Origin of the sequence: Micromonospora sp. NPDC007230 (assembly GCF_042869115.1) — a bacterium.
GTDB lineage: Bacteria > Actinomycetota > Actinomycetes > Mycobacteriales > Micromonosporaceae > Micromonospora.
On sequence record NZ_JBIAFE010000008.1, the window covers coordinates 65,789 to 81,129 of the forward strand.

17 protein-coding genes and 2 pseudogenes are annotated in these 15,341 nt (G+C 74.0%); 7 read left to right on the forward strand and 12 right to left on the reverse strand.

Annotated features, from left to right (window positions below; genetic code table 11):
- Positions 1-5 precede the first annotated feature (5 nt).
- On the reverse strand, positions 6-155 hold the full coding sequence (locus tag ACFYML_RS13590; RefSeq protein WP_167666652.1) for a hypothetical protein: 150 nt from the start codon (positions 153-155) through the stop codon (positions 6-8).
- Between the two features lie 177 nt (positions 156-332).
- On the opposite strand from ACFYML_RS13590, the gene ACFYML_RS13595 reads away from it, so the two are divergent.
- Entirely contained in the window at positions 333-731 is a 399-nt protein-coding gene (locus ACFYML_RS13595; RefSeq protein ID WP_387420880.1) for a VOC family protein, read from the forward strand.
- A gap of 28 nt (positions 732-759) precedes the next feature.
- Here the strand turns inward: ACFYML_RS13595 and ACFYML_RS13600 are convergent, their stop codons facing one another.
- From ACFYML_RS13600 to ACFYML_RS13625, 6 genes and pseudogenes are all read right to left on the reverse strand, one after another.
- Complete coding sequence (locus ACFYML_RS13600) at positions 760-1,557, reverse strand: helix-turn-helix domain-containing protein (RefSeq protein ID WP_387420881.1); 798 nt, start codon at positions 1,555-1,557, stop codon at positions 760-762.
- A gap of 31 nt (positions 1,558-1,588) precedes the next feature.
- Positions 1,589-2,083: pseudogene (locus ACFYML_RS13605) on the reverse strand (GtrA family protein); the annotation flags it as partial.
- 12 nt (positions 2,084-2,095) lie between these two features.
- Positions 2,096-3,532: pseudogene (locus ACFYML_RS13610) on the reverse strand (RNA-guided endonuclease InsQ/TnpB family protein); the annotation flags it as partial.
- Positions 3,533-3,620: 88 nt separating this feature from the next.
- On the reverse strand, positions 3,621-5,120 hold the full coding sequence (locus ACFYML_RS13615) for a sensor histidine kinase (protein WP_387420882.1): 1,500 nt from the start codon (positions 5,118-5,120) through the stop codon (positions 3,621-3,623).
- Entirely contained in the window at positions 5,098-5,844 is a 747-nt protein-coding gene (locus ACFYML_RS13620; protein WP_387420883.1) for a response regulator transcription factor, read from the reverse strand. Before ACFYML_RS13620 ends, ACFYML_RS13615 begins: the two co-directional genes overlap by 23 nt.
- Positions 5,845-6,035: 191 nt before the next feature.
- Positions 6,036-6,269 carry a hypothetical protein gene (locus tag ACFYML_RS13625; RefSeq protein WP_357445906.1) on the reverse strand — a complete coding sequence of 78 codons (234 nt, stop codon included), beginning with the start codon at positions 6,267-6,269 and terminating at the stop codon, positions 6,036-6,038.
- A gap of 164 nt (positions 6,270-6,433) precedes the next feature.
- Here ACFYML_RS13625 and ACFYML_RS13630 point away from each other — a divergent pair, with 164 nt between their 5' ends.
- Both ACFYML_RS13630 and ACFYML_RS13635 read left to right on the forward strand, forming a co-directional pair.
- On the forward strand, positions 6,434-7,378 hold the full coding sequence (locus tag ACFYML_RS13630; RefSeq protein ID WP_387420884.1) for a serine/threonine-protein kinase: 945 nt from the start codon (positions 6,434-6,436) through the stop codon (positions 7,376-7,378).
- A gap of 152 nt (positions 7,379-7,530) precedes the next feature.
- Positions 7,531-7,959 (forward strand): OsmC family protein, encoded by a 429-nt coding sequence (locus tag ACFYML_RS13635; RefSeq protein ID WP_387420885.1) that lies wholly within the window; start codon positions 7,531-7,533, stop codon positions 7,957-7,959.
- 3 nt (positions 7,960-7,962) lie between these two features.
- Here the strand turns inward: ACFYML_RS13635 and ACFYML_RS13640 are convergent, their stop codons facing one another.
- Positions 7,963-8,913: an endonuclease/exonuclease/phosphatase family protein gene (locus tag ACFYML_RS13640; protein WP_387420886.1), complete on the reverse strand. Its 951-nt coding sequence runs from the start codon at positions 8,911-8,913 to the stop codon at positions 7,963-7,965.
- A 330-nt stretch (positions 8,914-9,243) separates the two neighbouring features.
- Here ACFYML_RS13640 and ACFYML_RS13645 point away from each other — a divergent pair, with 330 nt between their 5' ends.
- On the forward strand, positions 9,244-10,077 hold the full coding sequence (locus ACFYML_RS13645) for a hypothetical protein (RefSeq protein ID WP_387420887.1): 834 nt from the start codon (positions 9,244-9,246) through the stop codon (positions 10,075-10,077).
- Positions 10,078-10,084: 7 nt separating this feature from the next.
- Here the strand turns inward: ACFYML_RS13645 and ACFYML_RS13650 are convergent, their stop codons facing one another.
- From ACFYML_RS13650 to ACFYML_RS13665, 4 genes are all read right to left on the reverse strand, one after another.
- Positions 10,085-10,606, reverse strand: coding sequence for an ATPase (locus tag ACFYML_RS13650; RefSeq protein WP_387420888.1), 522 nt, complete (start codon positions 10,604-10,606; stop codon positions 10,085-10,087).
- Positions 10,607-10,739: 133 nt separating this feature from the next.
- Entirely contained in the window at positions 10,740-11,186 is a 447-nt protein-coding gene (locus tag ACFYML_RS13655; RefSeq protein ID WP_387420889.1) for a response regulator, read from the reverse strand.
- A 69-nt stretch (positions 11,187-11,255) separates the two neighbouring features.
- On the reverse strand, positions 11,256-11,603 hold the full coding sequence (locus tag ACFYML_RS13660) for an STAS domain-containing protein (RefSeq protein WP_387420890.1): 348 nt from the start codon (positions 11,601-11,603) through the stop codon (positions 11,256-11,258).
- 138 nt (positions 11,604-11,741) lie between these two features.
- Positions 11,742-12,053 (reverse strand): hypothetical protein, encoded by a 312-nt coding sequence (locus ACFYML_RS13665; RefSeq protein ID WP_357445885.1) that lies wholly within the window; start codon positions 12,051-12,053, stop codon positions 11,742-11,744.
- A gap of 203 nt (positions 12,054-12,256) precedes the next feature.
- On the opposite strand from ACFYML_RS13665, the gene ACFYML_RS13670 reads away from it, so the two are divergent.
- The 3 genes from ACFYML_RS13670 to ACFYML_RS13680 all read left to right on the forward strand — a co-directional run bounded on the left by ACFYML_RS13670 (position 12,257) and on the right by ACFYML_RS13680 (position 15,311).
- Positions 12,257-13,234, forward strand: a complete 978-nt coding sequence (locus tag ACFYML_RS13670; protein WP_387420891.1) for a DUF2267 domain-containing protein — start codon at positions 12,257-12,259, stop codon at positions 13,232-13,234.
- Between the two features lie 64 nt (positions 13,235-13,298).
- Complete coding sequence (locus ACFYML_RS13675) at positions 13,299-14,090, forward strand: spermidine synthase (RefSeq protein ID WP_387420892.1); 792 nt, start codon at positions 13,299-13,301, stop codon at positions 14,088-14,090.
- A gap of 42 nt (positions 14,091-14,132) precedes the next feature.
- The gene (locus tag ACFYML_RS13680) at positions 14,133-15,311 is read left to right on the forward strand and encodes an AI-2E family transporter (protein ID WP_387420893.1); all 1,179 of its coding nucleotides are present in this window, start codon (positions 14,133-14,135) and stop codon (positions 15,309-15,311) included.
- Positions 15,312-15,341: the final 30 nt, after the last annotated feature.

Sequence of the window (15,341 nt, forward strand, 5' to 3'; positions counted from 1 at the left end):
GCCGGTCAGCTCCGGTCGGTGGGCTGCCGGCGGAACCGGGCCACCAACCGTCGCCAGTAGAGCTTGGCGGCCACCGCCGCGCCGGCCACCCCTCCGACCACCGCCTGCACGATCAGGCTGCCGGATCCCGCATCCAGGTAGGCCAGGTGCGTCACGGCTGCCCCCTTCCCCTGTTGATGGAGGCCGGCCCGATATAGGGGCTTTCGGCCTTTAAGCCGGACTTGTCCTTCACCGTACGCCGCCGAGGCGGTCCGTGTCGGGCACACCCGCCACTCCACCCACGTCCGTTCCGTTCAAGACGCCCCGACCCGCCCGCCCCTACCGTGGCGGCCATGACACCGCACTTCGATCTGATCGGCATCGCCGTCACCGACATGGGCCGCACCCTCGACTTCTACCGCCGGCTGGGGCTGGCGATCCCGCCAGGCGCGGAGCGGGAACCGCACGTGGAGATCACCCTGGACAACGGCGTCCGGCTGGCCTGGGACGCGGTCGACATGGTGCGCACCTTCAACCCGGGCTACACGCCGGCCACCGGCAGCCCCCGGATGAACCTGGCCTTCCGCTGCGCCGACCCCACCGAGGTCGACCGCTGGTACGCGGAGCTGACCGCCGCCGGCCACCACGGCCACCTGCCGCCCTGGGACGCCTTCTGGGGCCAGCGGTACGCGGTCCTGCACGACCCGGACGGCAACGGCGTGGACCTGTTCGCCCCGCTCGACCGGGCCTGACCCCGGGCGCTCGTCCGGCGGCGACCGGTCAGCCGCGGCGGGCCGGCAGCAGGTGGGTCGGGGGCACCCCGGCGAGATCCTTCACCTCGCGGGTGAGGTGGGCCTGGTCGGCGTACCCGGTCCGGGCGGCGGCCTCGGCCAACGGGGTGCCGGCACGGGCCAGGTCGAGGGCGCGGCGCATCCGCAGGATGCGGGCGAGGGTCTTCGGCCCGTACCCGAAGAGGGCCTGGCTGCGCCGGTGCAGCGCCCGCGCGCCGAGGCCGGCCTCGGCGGCGGTGGCCGCCACGGTGGCGCCGGCCGCCAGCCGGGCGGCGACCCACGCGCCGAGCGGGTCGGGCCCGCCGGCGGCGCGCAGCCGCCCCACCGCGACCGCCTCCAGCACCACGCCGACCGGCGCGGCCCGGCCCGGCCGCGCGGGCGCCACCACATCGGCCGGCGCGGCTGGGGAAACGGCCGGACCGGCACCCGCAGCGCCGGCGGATGGCCCCGCCTCGGCGGCCACCGCCAGCCGGTCGGCCAGCTCGGCGGCCGCCCGGCCCCACAGCTCGGTCAGCGGGGCGCGGCGGTCCCGCAGCTCGTCTGCGGGGACACCGACGACGGCCGGACCGGTGCCGGGCGGCAGCCGCAGCCCGACCCACCGCTCGCCCGGCACGCTGACGGAGAGGTGGGCGGTCCGATCAGGACCGGCGACCAGCAGCCCGGCACGGCTGGACCAGAGCAGGTCCAGGCACCCGTCGGGCAGCACCCGGGCCGGCGCCGCGCCCACCGCGACGCTCTCCCACACCACCGCCCCACCGATCCCCGCCGCTGCCCGTTCCCGATACATCACTCCACCCTGCCACGCCACCCGTGGGCGGTCAGGGGCGGCGGTGGTGCATGGCGAGGCGGAGCAGGATGAAGCGCAGGGCGGTGGCGGCGAGGTTCGCGGCGACCAGCACCGCCAGTTCGAGCGCTCGGGGCGGGGCTGCCGTGGCGGTGTGCAGGATGGCCAGGGAGCCGCTGGTCAGGGCCAGGCCCAGGGCGAAGGCGAGCAGCCCCTGGAGGTGGTGCCGGCCGGCGTGCCGACGGCCCGTGACGCCGAAGGTGAGCCGCCGGTTGGCCGCCGTGTTGGCCACCGCGGTGAGCAGCAGCGCCAGCAGGTTCGCCGGCTGCGCCCCGAGCGGCCCCCGGGCCAGCACGAACAGCAGCAGGTACGCGAGCGTGCTGGCCACCCCGACCGACCGTGGAAAATCCCGGACTTGACATCCTCCCGGCCCTGAAAGGGCCGGGATTCTCACGGTCGCCCGTGAGGTTTCCTGTTTCATCGCCGACTGCCTTTCCGGGAGGATCTTCCCTTGAGGTCTTACGTCAGCTCCGCAGGCGTTTTACCTCTCCGCCAGCCCGGCGGCGAGGATGTTCTTCGCAGCGTTGATGTCCCGATCATGCTCGACCCCGCAACCCGGGCACGTCCAGATGCGCACGTTGAGTGCGAGGGTGGTGTTGATCCGCCCGCACCCGGAGCAGGTCTTGGACGAGGGCAACCATCGGTCGACGGGAATCACCTCACGCCCGTACCAGTCGGCTTTGTACTCCAGCATGCTCCGGAAATGACCCCACGCCGCGTCGGAGATGACACGGGCCAGACGCCGGTTGCGGAGCATGTTCCGCACGCCGAGGTCTTCGATCGCGACCGTTTGAGTCTCACGGACGAGTCGAGTGGTCAGCTTGTGCAGATGATCCCGCCGCCGGTCGGCGACACGAGCATGAATCCGGGCCACCGCGAGCCGGGCCTTGGCCCGGTTCGCGGAGCCGTCCTGTTTGCGGGCCAGGTTCCGCTGCGCCTTGGCCAGCTTCCGCCGGTCGGCCTGCCCGTAACGCGGGTTGGCCACCTTGCCCTGCCCGTCACTCACCCCTGGGATCGGGCAGGACAGGGTGAGCAGACTGGTGATACCCGCGTCCACACCAACCTCCGCCGCAACCGGCGGCAGCGGCTTCACCGTCGGATCCTCCACCAGCAGCGACACGAACCAGCGGCCGGCAGCGTCCCGGGACACGGTGACCGTCGACGGTTCCGCCCCCTCCGGCAACGGTCGGGACCACACGATGTCCAGCGGGGTGTTCATCTTCGCCAGGGTGAGCCGGCCGTCACGCCACCGGAACGCGGAGCGCGTGTACTCGGCCGACGCCCGCGACTTGCGCTTGGACTTGAACCTCGGATACCGGGACCGCTTGTCCCAGAACGCCACGAACCCCGCCTGCAGATGCCGCAACGTCTGTTGCAACGGCACCGACGACACCTCATTCAGGAACGCCAACTCCTGCGTGCGCTTCCACTCCGTCAGGCAGGCCGAGGACTGCACGTAGGTGGTGCGCTGACGATCCACCGCCCACGCCCGGGTCCGCGCCTCCAACGCCCGGTTGTAGACCAAACGCACGCACCCGAACGTCCGGGACAACTGCTCGGCCTGCTCAGGAGACGGATAGAAGCGGTACTTGTACGCCCGCTTCACCACCTCACCCACGCCCCACACCCTACCGACCGTCCATGTAAGACGATCACCGCGGGAGGAAGCGGCGTTTCCTCCCGGCCGTAAACGGCCGGGTTTCCACGCCGCAAACCCGATGGCCGGCTCGACGATGAAGCTGAAGATCAGCCCGGTGACCAGCAGCCAGCCGCCCCAGAGCAGCAGGCCGGCCCGGGTCCGGTCGGTCCGCGCCGCCCGGCCGGCCAGCACCAGGCCGGCGACCAGCAGGATCAGCGCGGCCGGCAGCAGCCAGGAGATCTGCCCGCCGACCTCGGTGTCGAACATCCGCAGCCAGCCGGTCTGGGCGGAGAACGGTCCCCAGACTCTCTGTTCTGTCCATGCCGGCCAGCCTCCGGTGACCCGCTGGTCCGGCCCCATGAACGACCTATGCGTCGGCTGTGGATCCCGGCAGCCGCACCGTGAAGGTGGTCCGGCCGGGACGGCTGGCCACGTCGACCCGGCCGTGGTGGGCGTCCACCACGGCGGCCACGATGGCCAGACCGAGCCCGGTGCTGCCGTGCGCCCGGGAGCGGGAGCTGTCGCCGCGGGCGAAGCGCTCGAAGACCTCCGGCTGGAGGTCGGTGGGGATGCCGGGGCCGTCGTCGGTGACGCTGAGTTCGACGCCGTCGGTCACCGGCGCCAGCCGGGTGGTCACGGTGGTGCCCGGCGGGGTGTGCACCCGGGCGTTGGCGAGGAGGTTGGCCAGCACCTGGTGCAGCCGGTGGGCGTCGCCGGTGACGCTCACCGGCTCGTCCGGCAGGTCCAGCTGCCAGCGGTGGTCGGGGCCGGCCACGTGCGCGTCGCTGACCGCGTTCACCACGAGGGCGGTGAGGTCCACCGGCTCGGCCGCGAGGGGCCGCCCGGAGTCCAGCCGGGCGAGCAGCAGCAGGTCGTCGACGAGGCTGGTCATCCGGGTGCTCTCGGACTCCACCCGGCGCAGCGCGTGGGCCACGTCCGGCGGCACCTCGTCCCGGCCGCGCCGGGCCACCTCCGCGTACCCGCGGATCGCCGCCAGGGGGGTGCGCAGCTCGTGGCTGGCGTCGGCGACGAACTGGCGTACCCGGGTCTCGCTGGCCTGGCGGGCGGCGAGCGCGGCGGCGACGTGGCCGAGCATCCGGTTGAGCGCGCCGCCCACCTGTCCCACCTCGGTCCGCGGGTCGGTGTCGGCCGCCGGCACCCGCACCGACAGCGCCACCTCGCCGCGGTCGAGCGGCAGCTCGGTGACCCGGCTGGCGGTGGCGGCGACCCGGTTCAGCGGGCGCAGCGTGGCCCGGACGATCAGCGCGCCCAGGCCGCCGGCGATGATCAGCCCCGCCACGATCACCCCGGCCTGGGCGACGACCATCCACATCACCGTCTGCTCGGCGCTGGCGAGCGGGATGGCGAGGGCGACCACGTCGCCGTCGGGTGCCCGATGGGCGGTCGCGCGGAAGTCACCCCGGTCGCCGACCTCGACGGTACGTGGCCGCCCGTCGAGCGGCAGCGCGGCAACTGCGGTGACGTCGGTGGCGGACACGGCTTCGGTTCCCCCGGACTCGGTTCGCGCCGTCGCCGTCGGAACCCCGCCGTCGATCCGGATCGCGATCGAGCCGGGTGGGAAGCCGGGCGGCGGCTCCGGCCGGTCGGCGTTGGGGCCCAGCCGCCTCGAATCGCCGGGGCGGAACCAGGGCGGCACGCTGGCGCCGCGCCGGTCGCTCATGGTGAGCTGCTTGTCGACCTGGTTGACCAGGAAGTGCCGGAGGGCGACCGTGGTCAGCCCGCCGATGCCGACGCTGACCAGGGCGAGCAGCGCCACCACGGAGAGCACCAGGCGGCGGCGCAACGACCAGCCGGCCAGCCGGCGACGCAGCCGCCCGGCCAGGTCACTCCGCCGGCTTGAGGACATACCCGGCGCCCCGCAGCGTGTGGATCATCGGCTCGCGGCCCGCGTCGATCTTCTTGCGGAGGTACGAGATGTACAGCTCGACCACGTTAGCCTGGCCGCCGAAGTCGTAGTTCCAGACCCGGTCGAGGATCTGCGCCTTGCTGAGCACCCGGCGCGGGTTGCGCATCAGGTAGCGCAGCAGCTCGAACTCGGTGGCGGTGAGGGTGATCAGGTCGGCGCCGCGGCGTACCTCGTGACTGTCCTCGTCCAGGCTGAGGTCGCCGACGGTGAGCACGGCCTCCTCGCGGGTGGGGACCGCGAACCCGGAGCGGCGCAGCAGGGCACGCAGCCGGGCGATCACCTCCTCCAGGCTGAACGGCTTGGTGACGTAGTCGTCCCCGCCGACGGTGAGCCCGGCGATCCGCTCCTCCACCGCGTCCCGGGCGGTGAGGAAGAGCACCGGCACGCTCGGGGTCTCCTCGCGCAGCCGGCGCAGCACCTGGAAGCCGTCCAGGTCGGGGAGCATGACGTCGAGCACCACCACGTCGGGCTTGACCTGCCGGGCGGTGCTGATCGCGGCCGTCCCGTTGCCGGCCGTGGCCACCTCCCAGCCCTCGTAGCGCAGGGCCATCGCGAGCAGGTCGGTCAGCGTCGGCTCGTCGTCGACCACCAGTACGCGCACCGGTTCGCCGTCCGGTCGGCGCAGCTCGATCCGACCCCGCATGGCCTGCCCGTCCATCACCATGTCCCCCATCGTGGGCCGCCCCGCTGTGCCGCGCCTGTCCCGATCCTGTGTACCAGCTGTGCGGCCGCACACGGCGTTCCGGCGCGGGCCGGCCGCTCGGCCCGCCGCCTGGTGGCCCGCCGGCTGGCGGGCGGTGTCGCTGCGGGATCACCTGTCGGCAGGTGCGTGGACGGCGGCCGGCCTGAGCCCGCTCACTCGGTGGCGCCGAAGGGCTCGGTGCGCACGTACCGCATCGTCCAGGTGCCCCAGCCGTCCCGCCGGTCGCGCTCGTAGAGGTGGTCGGTCTCGTCGCCGGGCGGAGCGGCCGCCTCGCCCGGGTGCCGCATGATCCACCGCCGCGGCGGCTCCCCGTCCGGCTCGGCCGGCAACTCCCGGACCAGGTCGTGGGCAGGTCCGCCGACGAACCGTACGCGCACCAGAGCCACCGCGCACCCTCCGTTCCCGCCGGCACGACCCCTTCCGGGGAACCTACCCGCGCCGCCGGCCCGGCGGGCGAAACCCCCGGCGGTTTGCCCTGCTCGGGGCCCGGGTACCGCGACCCGCAGTACCGGGGCGCTTCCCGCACCGGACGCGACGGCGAGGAGGGTCGATGAGGACGCTGGGCGGGCGGTACGAGCTCGAACAGCGCGTCGGCGTCGGGGGCATGTCGGAGGTCTGGCGGGCCCACGACCTGGTGCTGGACCGGACCGTGGCGGTGAAGCTGATCTCCCCCGGGCTGGACGGCGAGGCCACGTCGGTCGAGCGGATCCGGGGCGAGGCCCGCTCCGCGGCCCGCCTCGTGCACCCGAACGTGGCCAGCGTGCACGACTTCGGCACCGCCACCGCCCCGGACGGACTCGAGCTGCCGTACATCGTGATGGAGCTGGCCGAGGGCGAGACGCTCGCCGCGCACCTGCGGGGCGGCCCGCTGGACTGGCGGATCGGGGTCCGGGTGTGCGCCGAGGTGAGCGCGGCGCTGGCCGCGGCGCACGCGCAGGGCATCGTGCACCGGGACGTGAAGCCGGCGAACGTGATCCTCACCCCGGCCGGGGTGAAGGTGCTCGACTTCGGCATCGCCACCCCGGCCGGCACCCCCGACCAGACCCCGGACGGCGTGGTGATCGGCACTCCCGCGTACCTGGCGCCCGAGCAGCTGGACCGGCAGCCAGCCACCCCCGCCGCTGACATGTACGCCCTCGGCGTGCTCCTCTACTACTGCCTGACCGGCCGGCTGCCGTACACCGCCGACAGCACCGCGCAGTATCTGGGCAGCCGCCGGCGGCAGGCGCCGGAGCCGCTGCCGGAGATCGACGGCCTGCCGCCGGAGGTCGCCGACCTCTGCCACCGGTGCCTGTCCGAGGATCCGGCCCGGCGCCCGACCAGCCTGATGGCCGGGCTGCTGCTGGCGGAGGCGGTCGATGCCCGGGTGTACGTGCCGATGATGCCGCCGGCCGCGCCCCGGCAGCGTCCGGCCCCGGTGTCGCCGTGGACCGAGCAGGCCGCCGCCGCGTCGACCGAGGCGATGGGCCTGGACGAGCCGACCTGGGCGCGGTGACCTGGACGCGGTGACCTGGACGCGCCCGCGCTGATCCAGCCGCCGCAGGCGCTGGTCACGCCGCCGCTCGGCGGGCCGTCCGCGGTGCTCCCGGCCCGGTTTCGCCGGGCGGCGGCCGGGTAGCCGGGCGGGTGAGCGACGGGAGGAACGCGATGTCGGATCCGAGTTCCTGGCTGCACGAAAAGGCCACGGCGACCGCCGCGGGCGGTCACGTACGCACCGACGACGGCGGGCTCTCCACGGCCCTGGCGTCCCCGCTGGCGCCGCACTGCACCGGGCTGACGCCGGAGCAGCTGCTGGCCGCCGCGTTCGCGTCCTGCCTGCATCATGCGGCGGTGGAGGCGGCCGCCGAGATCACCGACGAGGCGCACACCGTCGAGGTGACCGCGGAGGCGAGGCTCGGCCGCGACGACGACGGCCGGTACCGGGCCGACGTGCACGCGGAGATCTCCTCCGCCGGCCTGACCCGGGACCAGCTGGCCGACCTGGTCCTACACGCCGATCGGTTGTGGCCGTTCTCCAGCGGCGACAACAGCCGCCACCGGCTGACCGTCACGCCGGCGGACGGCGCCCGGCACTGACCGCTACCAGCGGAAGCTGGCGGTCACCGCGCGGTGGTCGCTGTCCGGGGTGTGCAGCACGCCCGCCGCGGTGGGGGTGAGCCCCCGGTAGAGCACGTGGTCCGGGCGGGTCACCGGCAGCTCCGAAGGCCAGGTGAACCCGAAGCCCTGACCGGCGTCGGCCTGCGCATTCTTCAGCAGCCGGGTGAGCGGCGCGAAGACCCGGTCGGTGGTAGCGGTGTTCAGGTCGCCGAGCACCACCAGGCGGGAGGCGTGGTCGTCCCGGACCTTGGCGGCCAGCGCGGCGAGGGTCTCGTCCCGGGTGACGGTGTGCCCGGCCCGGGCGGAGCCCAGATGGACCACGTACACCACGAGGTCGCCCTGGGGGGCGGCGACCACGGCCCGTAACGCCCGGTCCCAGCCCAGGCCGGTGTCCACGCCCACCGACTCGCGGATCGGCCACCGGCTCCACAGCGCGACCGTCGACACCGCGGCCCGGTGGGGGTACCGCTGGCCCAACGCCACGTCGACCCGGTCGCCGTCGTCGACCTCCTGCAGCCCGATCAGGTCCGCGCCCGCGCCGGCGAGCGCGTCGACCGTGGCCGCCGGGTCGGGGTTGCCGGAACGCAGGTTCTGGCTGGCCACCCGGATCGAGGCCGGCCCGGTGCCGGCCGCCGGCGGCAGCCAGGCGCCACCGAAGAGCGCGGCCCAGACGACCGCCGGCAGGAGCACGGCCAGCAGCGCCCGCCGGGACCGGCGCAGCAGGGCCGCGAGCGCGAGCACGGGTACGCCCAGACCGAGCAGCGGGGTGACGCTGTCGACCAGGCTGCCCAGGCCGTGCACGTTGGGCACCACCCGATGGCCGGCCAGCAGCACGGCGAGCAGCACGGCGAGGAGGCCGACGAGCAGTCCCCGCCGGTCCGGGCGACCGCTGGGGTCACCGGCGGTCCGCTCATCCACCATCTGCTCCGTCACCGTCCGCATCGTATCGAGCCGGCCCGCCCCCGGTGGCCGCGATGCCGGCACACCCGGCCGCCGTGTGGTTGGGCCCACCGGCCGAACCGAAACCCGCAGGTGGCGGGGGTGCGCATGGGCCGAACGGGGGAGGCGCGGGCGAAGCAGGGCAAAGATGATCATCCGCGCGCTTCATCTCGCCCTTCCCGTTATTACCGACAAATGCGAAAGGAAGGAAGGGCGGCTTTCGTGGTTCACCGAGCGTATTGCCGGGGCGGATCATGGCAAATTGTGGCGCATGCCACTAACTACCCTGGTGGCAACCGCCGCGAAGCTTTCTAGCCTCTCCGGGTGCACCCCGACGACCCCTCGCAGCAGAACCTGACCGAGACGTGCGTGTGTGGCCTGACGACCGACCGGGCCTCGGCCGAACGGAGGATCGGACGGCACCGGACCGCACCACCGCGCCGCGGCCCGCTCCGGTCAACGCCCGCCCGGGTCGCGCTGGCGGCCGGCGTGACCTGCTGTCTCGGCCTGATCGGGTTCGTCGGCGCCCAGGACACCGGCCAGCGGCACGAGCCCGTCCGCGAGGTACTCGCCGACCGCGCCGCCGCGGAGCAGCCAGCCTCCCGGGATTTCACCCGCACCGCTCCCCCGGCCGCCGTGCCGGTCACCCCGATCCCGGTCGCCACACCGAGCCCGACTCCAACCAAGAAGAAGGCGCCGAAGAAGCCGGCCAAGCCCAAGCGCCCCCGCCCGGTCGCCGGTCTGGACCAGCTACAGATGGACAACGCCAAGGTGATCGTCGACGTCGGGCGGGCCATGCAGATGCCACGCCGGGCGCTCGTCGTGGCCATCGCCACGGCCATGCAGGAGAGCAACCTCTACAACCTGGCCAGCGACGTGCTGCCCGAGTCCTACGACTACCCGCACCAGGGCAGCGGATCCGACCACGACTCGGTCGGGCTGTTCCAGCAGCGACCGAGCAGCGGCTGGGGCACGGTCGCCGAGCTGATGCGGCCGGCGTACGCGGCCCGCGCCTTTTTCACGGCGCTGAACGAGGTGCCCGGCTGGGCGGACCTCAGCGTCACCCAGGCCGCCCAGGCCGTGCAGGTCTCCGCCTTCCCCGACGCGTACGCCCAGCACGAGGAGCGGGCCACCACGGTGGTCGCGGCGCTGGTCTGAGCAGCGCTCAGGCGGCGCTCCGTTCGGCCGGCCCGGGACCGCCCGCACCGACCCGGGTGGCCGGCACCCCGGCGGCGGCGGTCGGGGTGTCCGCCGGCACCACGTCGCCCGGCGCCCCGGCCAGGATCTCCTCCGTGTGGGCCGCGCGCCGGCGGCGGGCCAGCAGCGCCGCCTCGAAGTCCCGGCGCGCCCGCACCGCCTCGGCGTACGCCTGCTCGCGGACCTGGCGGGCCTCCTCCCGGGCGGCCTCCAGCTCGCTGCGGGCCTGGGCCAGCAGCTCCGCCGCCTCCCACTCCAGGGTCGACGCCCCGGCCCGCCAGGCGGCCACCTCGACGTCGACCGGTGCGGTACGCCGGTGCAGGAAGTCGCAGAGCTGGCCCGCCTCCTGCCGGACCTGGTCCCACTCGCGGCCGGCGCCGCCCGCACTCTCCGCGCGCGCCGCGAGCCGGACCAACCGGATCCCCAGCTCGTCCAGGCAGGCATCCACCTGCCGTTGGTCATAGCCGGTCTCAACGACGGAGAACCTCATACTGTCGCCCCCCAGGCAGCTGGTGTCACTTCCCCCACCTGCCGATCCTGCGGGGTCGCGGCTGCCGCCGCGGCGGTTCCCAAAAAATGTTCAGTATCCGAGCATCGCCCCGCGACCTGGCGTCGTCGTCGACTCAGCGCTGCCTGGGGAGGACGGCCACCCGGCCGAAGAACTCGTCGATGCGGTGCACCACGTCGTTGAAGTCGTCCAGGTCGATCGGCTTCGTCACATACGCGTTGGCCTGCAGGGTGTAGCTGCCGAGAATGTCGGTGTCGGCGTTGGAGGTGGTCAACACGACGATCGGGATGGTCCGCAGGTCGTCGTCCCGCTTGACCGCGCCGAGCACCTGCCGCCCGTCCATCCGGGGCATGTTGAGGTCGAGCAGGATCACGTCCGGTCGCCGGGCCTCGGTGTGCCGGCCCTCCCGCCGCAGGAACTCCATCGCCTCCTGCCCGTCGTTGACCACGTCGATGACCTTGTCGACGTCCGAGTCCGACAGGGCCTCCTCGATCATCAGGACGTCACCCGGGTCGTCGTCCACGACGAGAATGCGTACCGGGTTCGAGGTGCCTGGGCCCATGGCTTACCTGCTTCGGGTCGAAGGCGGAACGGGACCGGGAGGTCACCTATGGCGGGGAAATCTAGTCGATCACGGGGCCGCCGGCGAGGCCGGGTCGGGCAGGTCCACCTCGTATCGCAGCAGCTCGGCCAGCCCGGTCACCTGTAGCACGCGGGCCACCCGGCCGGTCGCCCCGGTGATGCGCAGCCAGCCGCCCTCGGCGGTGGCGTGGTTGTCGCCACGGACGAGGGCCGCGATGCCGACCGAGTCGCAGAAGGTCAGCTCGGTGAGGTCCACCAGCAGCTCGTGGTGCCCGTCGGCGGCCAGCCGGTCGACGGCGGCGTTGAGCTGTGCAGCGGTGCTCAGGTCGAGCTCGCCGGCGAGCCGGAGGCAGGCTCCGCCCCCGTCCCGCTGGGCGTACGTGACGGTGAACGCCACCGGGGCCCCTCTCGCTCAACCAGCGACGGACGCTTGCAGGGCAGCAAGTATACGCGGGGCCCGGTCGGTTGAGCCGCCACCCGGGACAGGGGTGGCCCCCGACCCTGGGACCAGGGGTCGGGGGCCGGGGAGGGTGGCTCAGGCGGTGACCGGCTGCCGCCGCGGACCGGACTCCCGGAGCTCTCCGAGCGTGGGGGGCTCGGCGTCCTCCGGTGCGCCCGTGTCGGGTGTCTGGAAGAGATAGCGGACGAATGTCCCACCTGGCTCGTTGTCGTCCGCACCGGGCCACTGCCCCACACAGTCGACGCCGACGACCTCGCGGCCGCTGCCGTCGGCCTCCTCGAGCAGCGCCCACAGGGTGACCGGGTAGCAGCGGGTGGTTTCCGGGCTGACCTGCCACCGTGCGTACCAGCCGGGTCGGGCGGGAACGATCTCGGCGATCCTCTTCATGGCGACCTTCCCTTCCGCGTGCGTCGGAAGTTCTTCCGGTCCATTGCGATCGTGGAGCCGCACCGGGTGAGCGACCCTCACCCGCAGCGAATGAAGCTCGCCGGCCGCTTGGCCCGGTCGCCGGGCGCACCCCGTTTCCTTCCCCGCAGCGCCGGGAAGGCCAGCGGCGGAAGGCGCAACCCGAAGAGGAACGAGGTGCGACGATGCGCAAGCAGATGGAGGGCGACAACCAGCGCCGCCGGACCCTGGCCCGGGAGGCCCGGGAACGCGGTCGGCGGCCGAGCCAGACCGGCGCCAGCCTGAGCGCGTCCAAGCAGATCACCTCGCTGGACCAGCGCGAACGGTCCGGGCCAGCGCCCGCCGGGCGGCGCAAGCCGGACACCACGCGCGGCGGTCCCGCCCCGCCGCCGGCCGGCGTGCCGGAGCGACCCCGGGCGCTGCCGAACCAGACCCCGCAGGCTGCGGGGGTCACCAGGGTGGGCTACCGAGATCTGGTCGAGGATGTCAGCCGGCGCGCGGGGGTGGACTTCTCCACCGCCAAGGTCGCCGCGGAGGCGACCGTGCTCGCGCTGGCCTGGGCGTTGGACGAGGCCGAGCGGGAACGGCTGCTCGCGGCGGTGCCGGTGAAACTGCACGACGTGGTGCCGGTGGACGGCATCGATCGACACCGGGACCTGCCGGGCTTCCTGGCCGAGGTGGGCCGGCGCAGCCGGCTCAGCCCGGAGCAGGCGCGCTACCAGGCCGAGGCGACCCTGGCCGCGTTGGCCGACGCCGACGGCGACCTGGTCGAGTCGCTGCGCGTACCGGACGGGTTGCGGGACCTGCTCGCGCCGCCGGAGGCCGGCGGTGGCCTGGTGGGCCCGACCTCCGCCACCGCGCCGCTCAACGAGCAGGAGCTGCGCGACGCGCTCGCCAGCCTGCCGTACTGGTCCAGCGACCGGCAGTCGCTGGTGCGCACCATCGAGTTGCCGGCCGACAACCTGGACCGGGTGCTCGACCGCCTCGACCAGCTCAAGGCCGAGACCGGGCGGGGCCCGCAGATCGGCCGGCCCGAATCGGACAGCGCCCTGATCACCGTACGGACCCAGCAGGTTGACGGGGTGAGCGCGCTGGACGTGGACCTGGCCCAGCGGGTCGACGCCGCCATCGACGAGGTGGGCGCCGGCATGAACGCCGGCTGAGCCGCCCCCGGGCCGGCGGGCACGCCGCCCGCCGGCCCACGCCGCACGGGTAGCGTTGCCCGCCGTGGGCAGCGGTGCGGAGGATCTGGAGATCGTCGTGGACCGGGCCCGGCCGAGCGGGCGTACCCTGCTCGCGGCCGGGGTCGAACAGTCCTACGTCGACGTCGCCGACCCCCGCCACCTGCACTTCGAGTACGTCCGGCGGATGGCCGCGGTGGTCGACCTGGCCGCCCCGGCCAGGCGTCCGTTGACCGCCCTGCACCTGGGCGGCGGCGCGCTCACCCTGCCGCGCTGGCTCGCCGCCACCCGCCCCGGCTCCGCGCAGCGGGTCGTCGAGCGGGAGCCGGCCGTGGTCGAGCTGGTCCGCCGGGAGCTGCCCCCGGTGCCGCCCGAGATCGCCGTGGAGATCGGGGACGCCCGGGAGTCGGTGGCCGCCGCGCCGGCCGAGGCGTACGACCTGGTCCTCGCCGACGTCTACCGGGCGGCCCGGATGCCCCGGCAGGTGGCCAGCGTCGAGTTCGTCGCCGAGGTGGCCCGGGTGCTCCGCCCGGAGGGCATCTACCTGGTCAACATCACCGACCTGCCGCCGCTGGTCTTCGCCCGGACGCAGGTGGCCAACCTGCGCGCCGTGTTCGCCGACGTCTGCCTGGTCGCCGACCGGCGGATGCTCCGCGGCCGGCGGTACGGCAACCTGGTGCTCGCCGCCGCCCACCGCCCCGACCGGCTGCCGGTACGCCGGCTCGTGGCCCGCGCCGCGGGAGACCCGGTGCCCGGCGGCGTGCTGCACGGGGCGACGCTGGACGCGTTCCTCGCCGGCACCCGCCCGGCCACCGACGCCGACCTCGCCGACCACTGACCCGCCGGGTTTCCGCGCCCCGCGCAGGGGTAGGCGCGCCGGATGAGCAACGCCGACGACCGGTCCACCGTCCGGCGCACGCTGATCGTCATCGGTCTGCTGCTCGCCACCCTGCTCGCACTGGGGTTCGTCTGGGCGACCAGGGTGGTGCTCACCTGGATGCTCGTCGCGGCGTTCTTCGCGGTCGCCCTCAAGCCGGTGGTCGACTGGCTGCAGCGCCGGCTCGTCCGGCGCCGGGCGCTGGCCACCCTGATGGTCTTCGTGGCCGCCTTTGTGCTGCTCGCCGGGCTGACGGCGGCGATCGTGCTGCCGCTGGTGCACGAGGTGGCCCGGTTCGCCGAGCGGGCGCCGGAGTTGCTCCGCGAGGCGAGGGCCGGGCAGGGGCCGATCGGCCACCTGCTGGACCGGCTCCACCTCCGCCAGTACGCCACCGCGCACGCCGGTCAGATCGAACAGTACGCGTCCCGGCTCGGCCAACCGGCCATCGGGGTGCTCCGGGGGGCGGCCCAGATCGGCGCCGGGATCGCCGCCGTGGTGGTGCTCTCGTACCTGATGGTGCTGGAGGCGCCGAAAGTCATCGCCGCGACGCTGGCCCTGGCCGGCGACCGCCACGCGGAGCGGCTGCGCCGGATCGGCCGGGAGTCCTCCCGCACCGTCACCGGCTACCTCAGCGGCAACCTGCTGATCAGCGTGCTGCTGGGCGGGATGACCTTCGTGCTGCTCCTCGTCACCGGGGTGCCGTTCGCCGCGGTGATCGCCCTGCTGGTCGCCATCGCGGACCTGATCCCGCTGGTCGGCGCGACGATCGGCGCGATCCTCGCGGCCGGTGCCGGTTTCCTGAAGTCCCCCACCACCGGCGTGGTGGTGCTGGTCTTCTTCATCCTCTACCAGCAGGCCGAGAACCACCTGCTGGCACCGGTCATCATGTCCCGCGCCGTCCGGCTCAACCCCCTGACCGTGCTGGTCAGCGTGCTGCTCGCCGCCGCGCTGGGCGGCCTGGTGGGTGCCCTGCTGGCCATCCCGGCGGCCGGGATCGCACAGATCCTGCTGCGTGAGTTCACCCCCGCCGGGCTGCGTACGCTGCCCGCGCCGGCCAACGGCACCGACGACTCGGGCCGGTCCTGGTGGGGCCGGCGGAGCGCCCGAAGGGACGACGACACATCCGGGCGTCCGCCCGGCGGGCGGGACAAGGACGAACAAGAAGAAGAACAACCGGAGTGAACAGAACGATCCTCCGCGCCCGCCGGCCGG

Excerpts from the sequence above, each read along its gene's own strand:
- ACFYML_RS13595 (WP_387420880.1), top strand. The coding sequence starts at position 333 with ATGACACCGCACTTCGATCTGATCGGCATCGCCGTCACCGACATGGGC.
- ACFYML_RS13600 (WP_387420881.1), bottom strand. The coding sequence starts at position 1,557 with ATGTATCGGGAACGGGCAGCGGCGGGGATCGGTGGGGCGGTGGTGTGG.
- ACFYML_RS13615 (WP_387420882.1), bottom strand. The coding sequence starts at position 5,120 with ATGTCCTCAAGCCGGCGGAGTGACCTGGCCGGGCGGCTGCGTCGCCGG.
- ACFYML_RS13620 (WP_387420883.1), bottom strand. The coding sequence starts at position 5,844 with ATGGTGATGGACGGGCAGGCCATGCGGGGTCGGATCGAGCTGCGCCGA.
- ACFYML_RS13630 (WP_387420884.1), top strand. The coding sequence starts at position 6,434 with ATGAGGACGCTGGGCGGGCGGTACGAGCTCGAACAGCGCGTCGGCGTC.
- ACFYML_RS13635 (WP_387420885.1), top strand. The coding sequence starts at position 7,531 with ATGTCGGATCCGAGTTCCTGGCTGCACGAAAAGGCCACGGCGACCGCC.
- ACFYML_RS13650 (WP_387420888.1), bottom strand. The coding sequence starts at position 10,606 with ATGAGGTTCTCCGTCGTTGAGACCGGCTATGACCAACGGCAGGTGGAT.
- ACFYML_RS13655 (WP_387420889.1), bottom strand. The coding sequence starts at position 11,186 with ATGGGCCCAGGCACCTCGAACCCGGTACGCATTCTCGTCGTGGACGAC.
- ACFYML_RS13665 (WP_357445885.1), bottom strand. The coding sequence starts at position 12,053 with ATGAAGAGGATCGCCGAGATCGTTCCCGCCCGACCCGGCTGGTACGCA.
- ACFYML_RS13670 (WP_387420891.1), top strand. The coding sequence starts at position 12,257 with ATGCGCAAGCAGATGGAGGGCGACAACCAGCGCCGCCGGACCCTGGCC.
- ACFYML_RS13680 (WP_387420893.1), top strand. The coding sequence starts at position 14,133 with ATGAGCAACGCCGACGACCGGTCCACCGTCCGGCGCACGCTGATCGTC.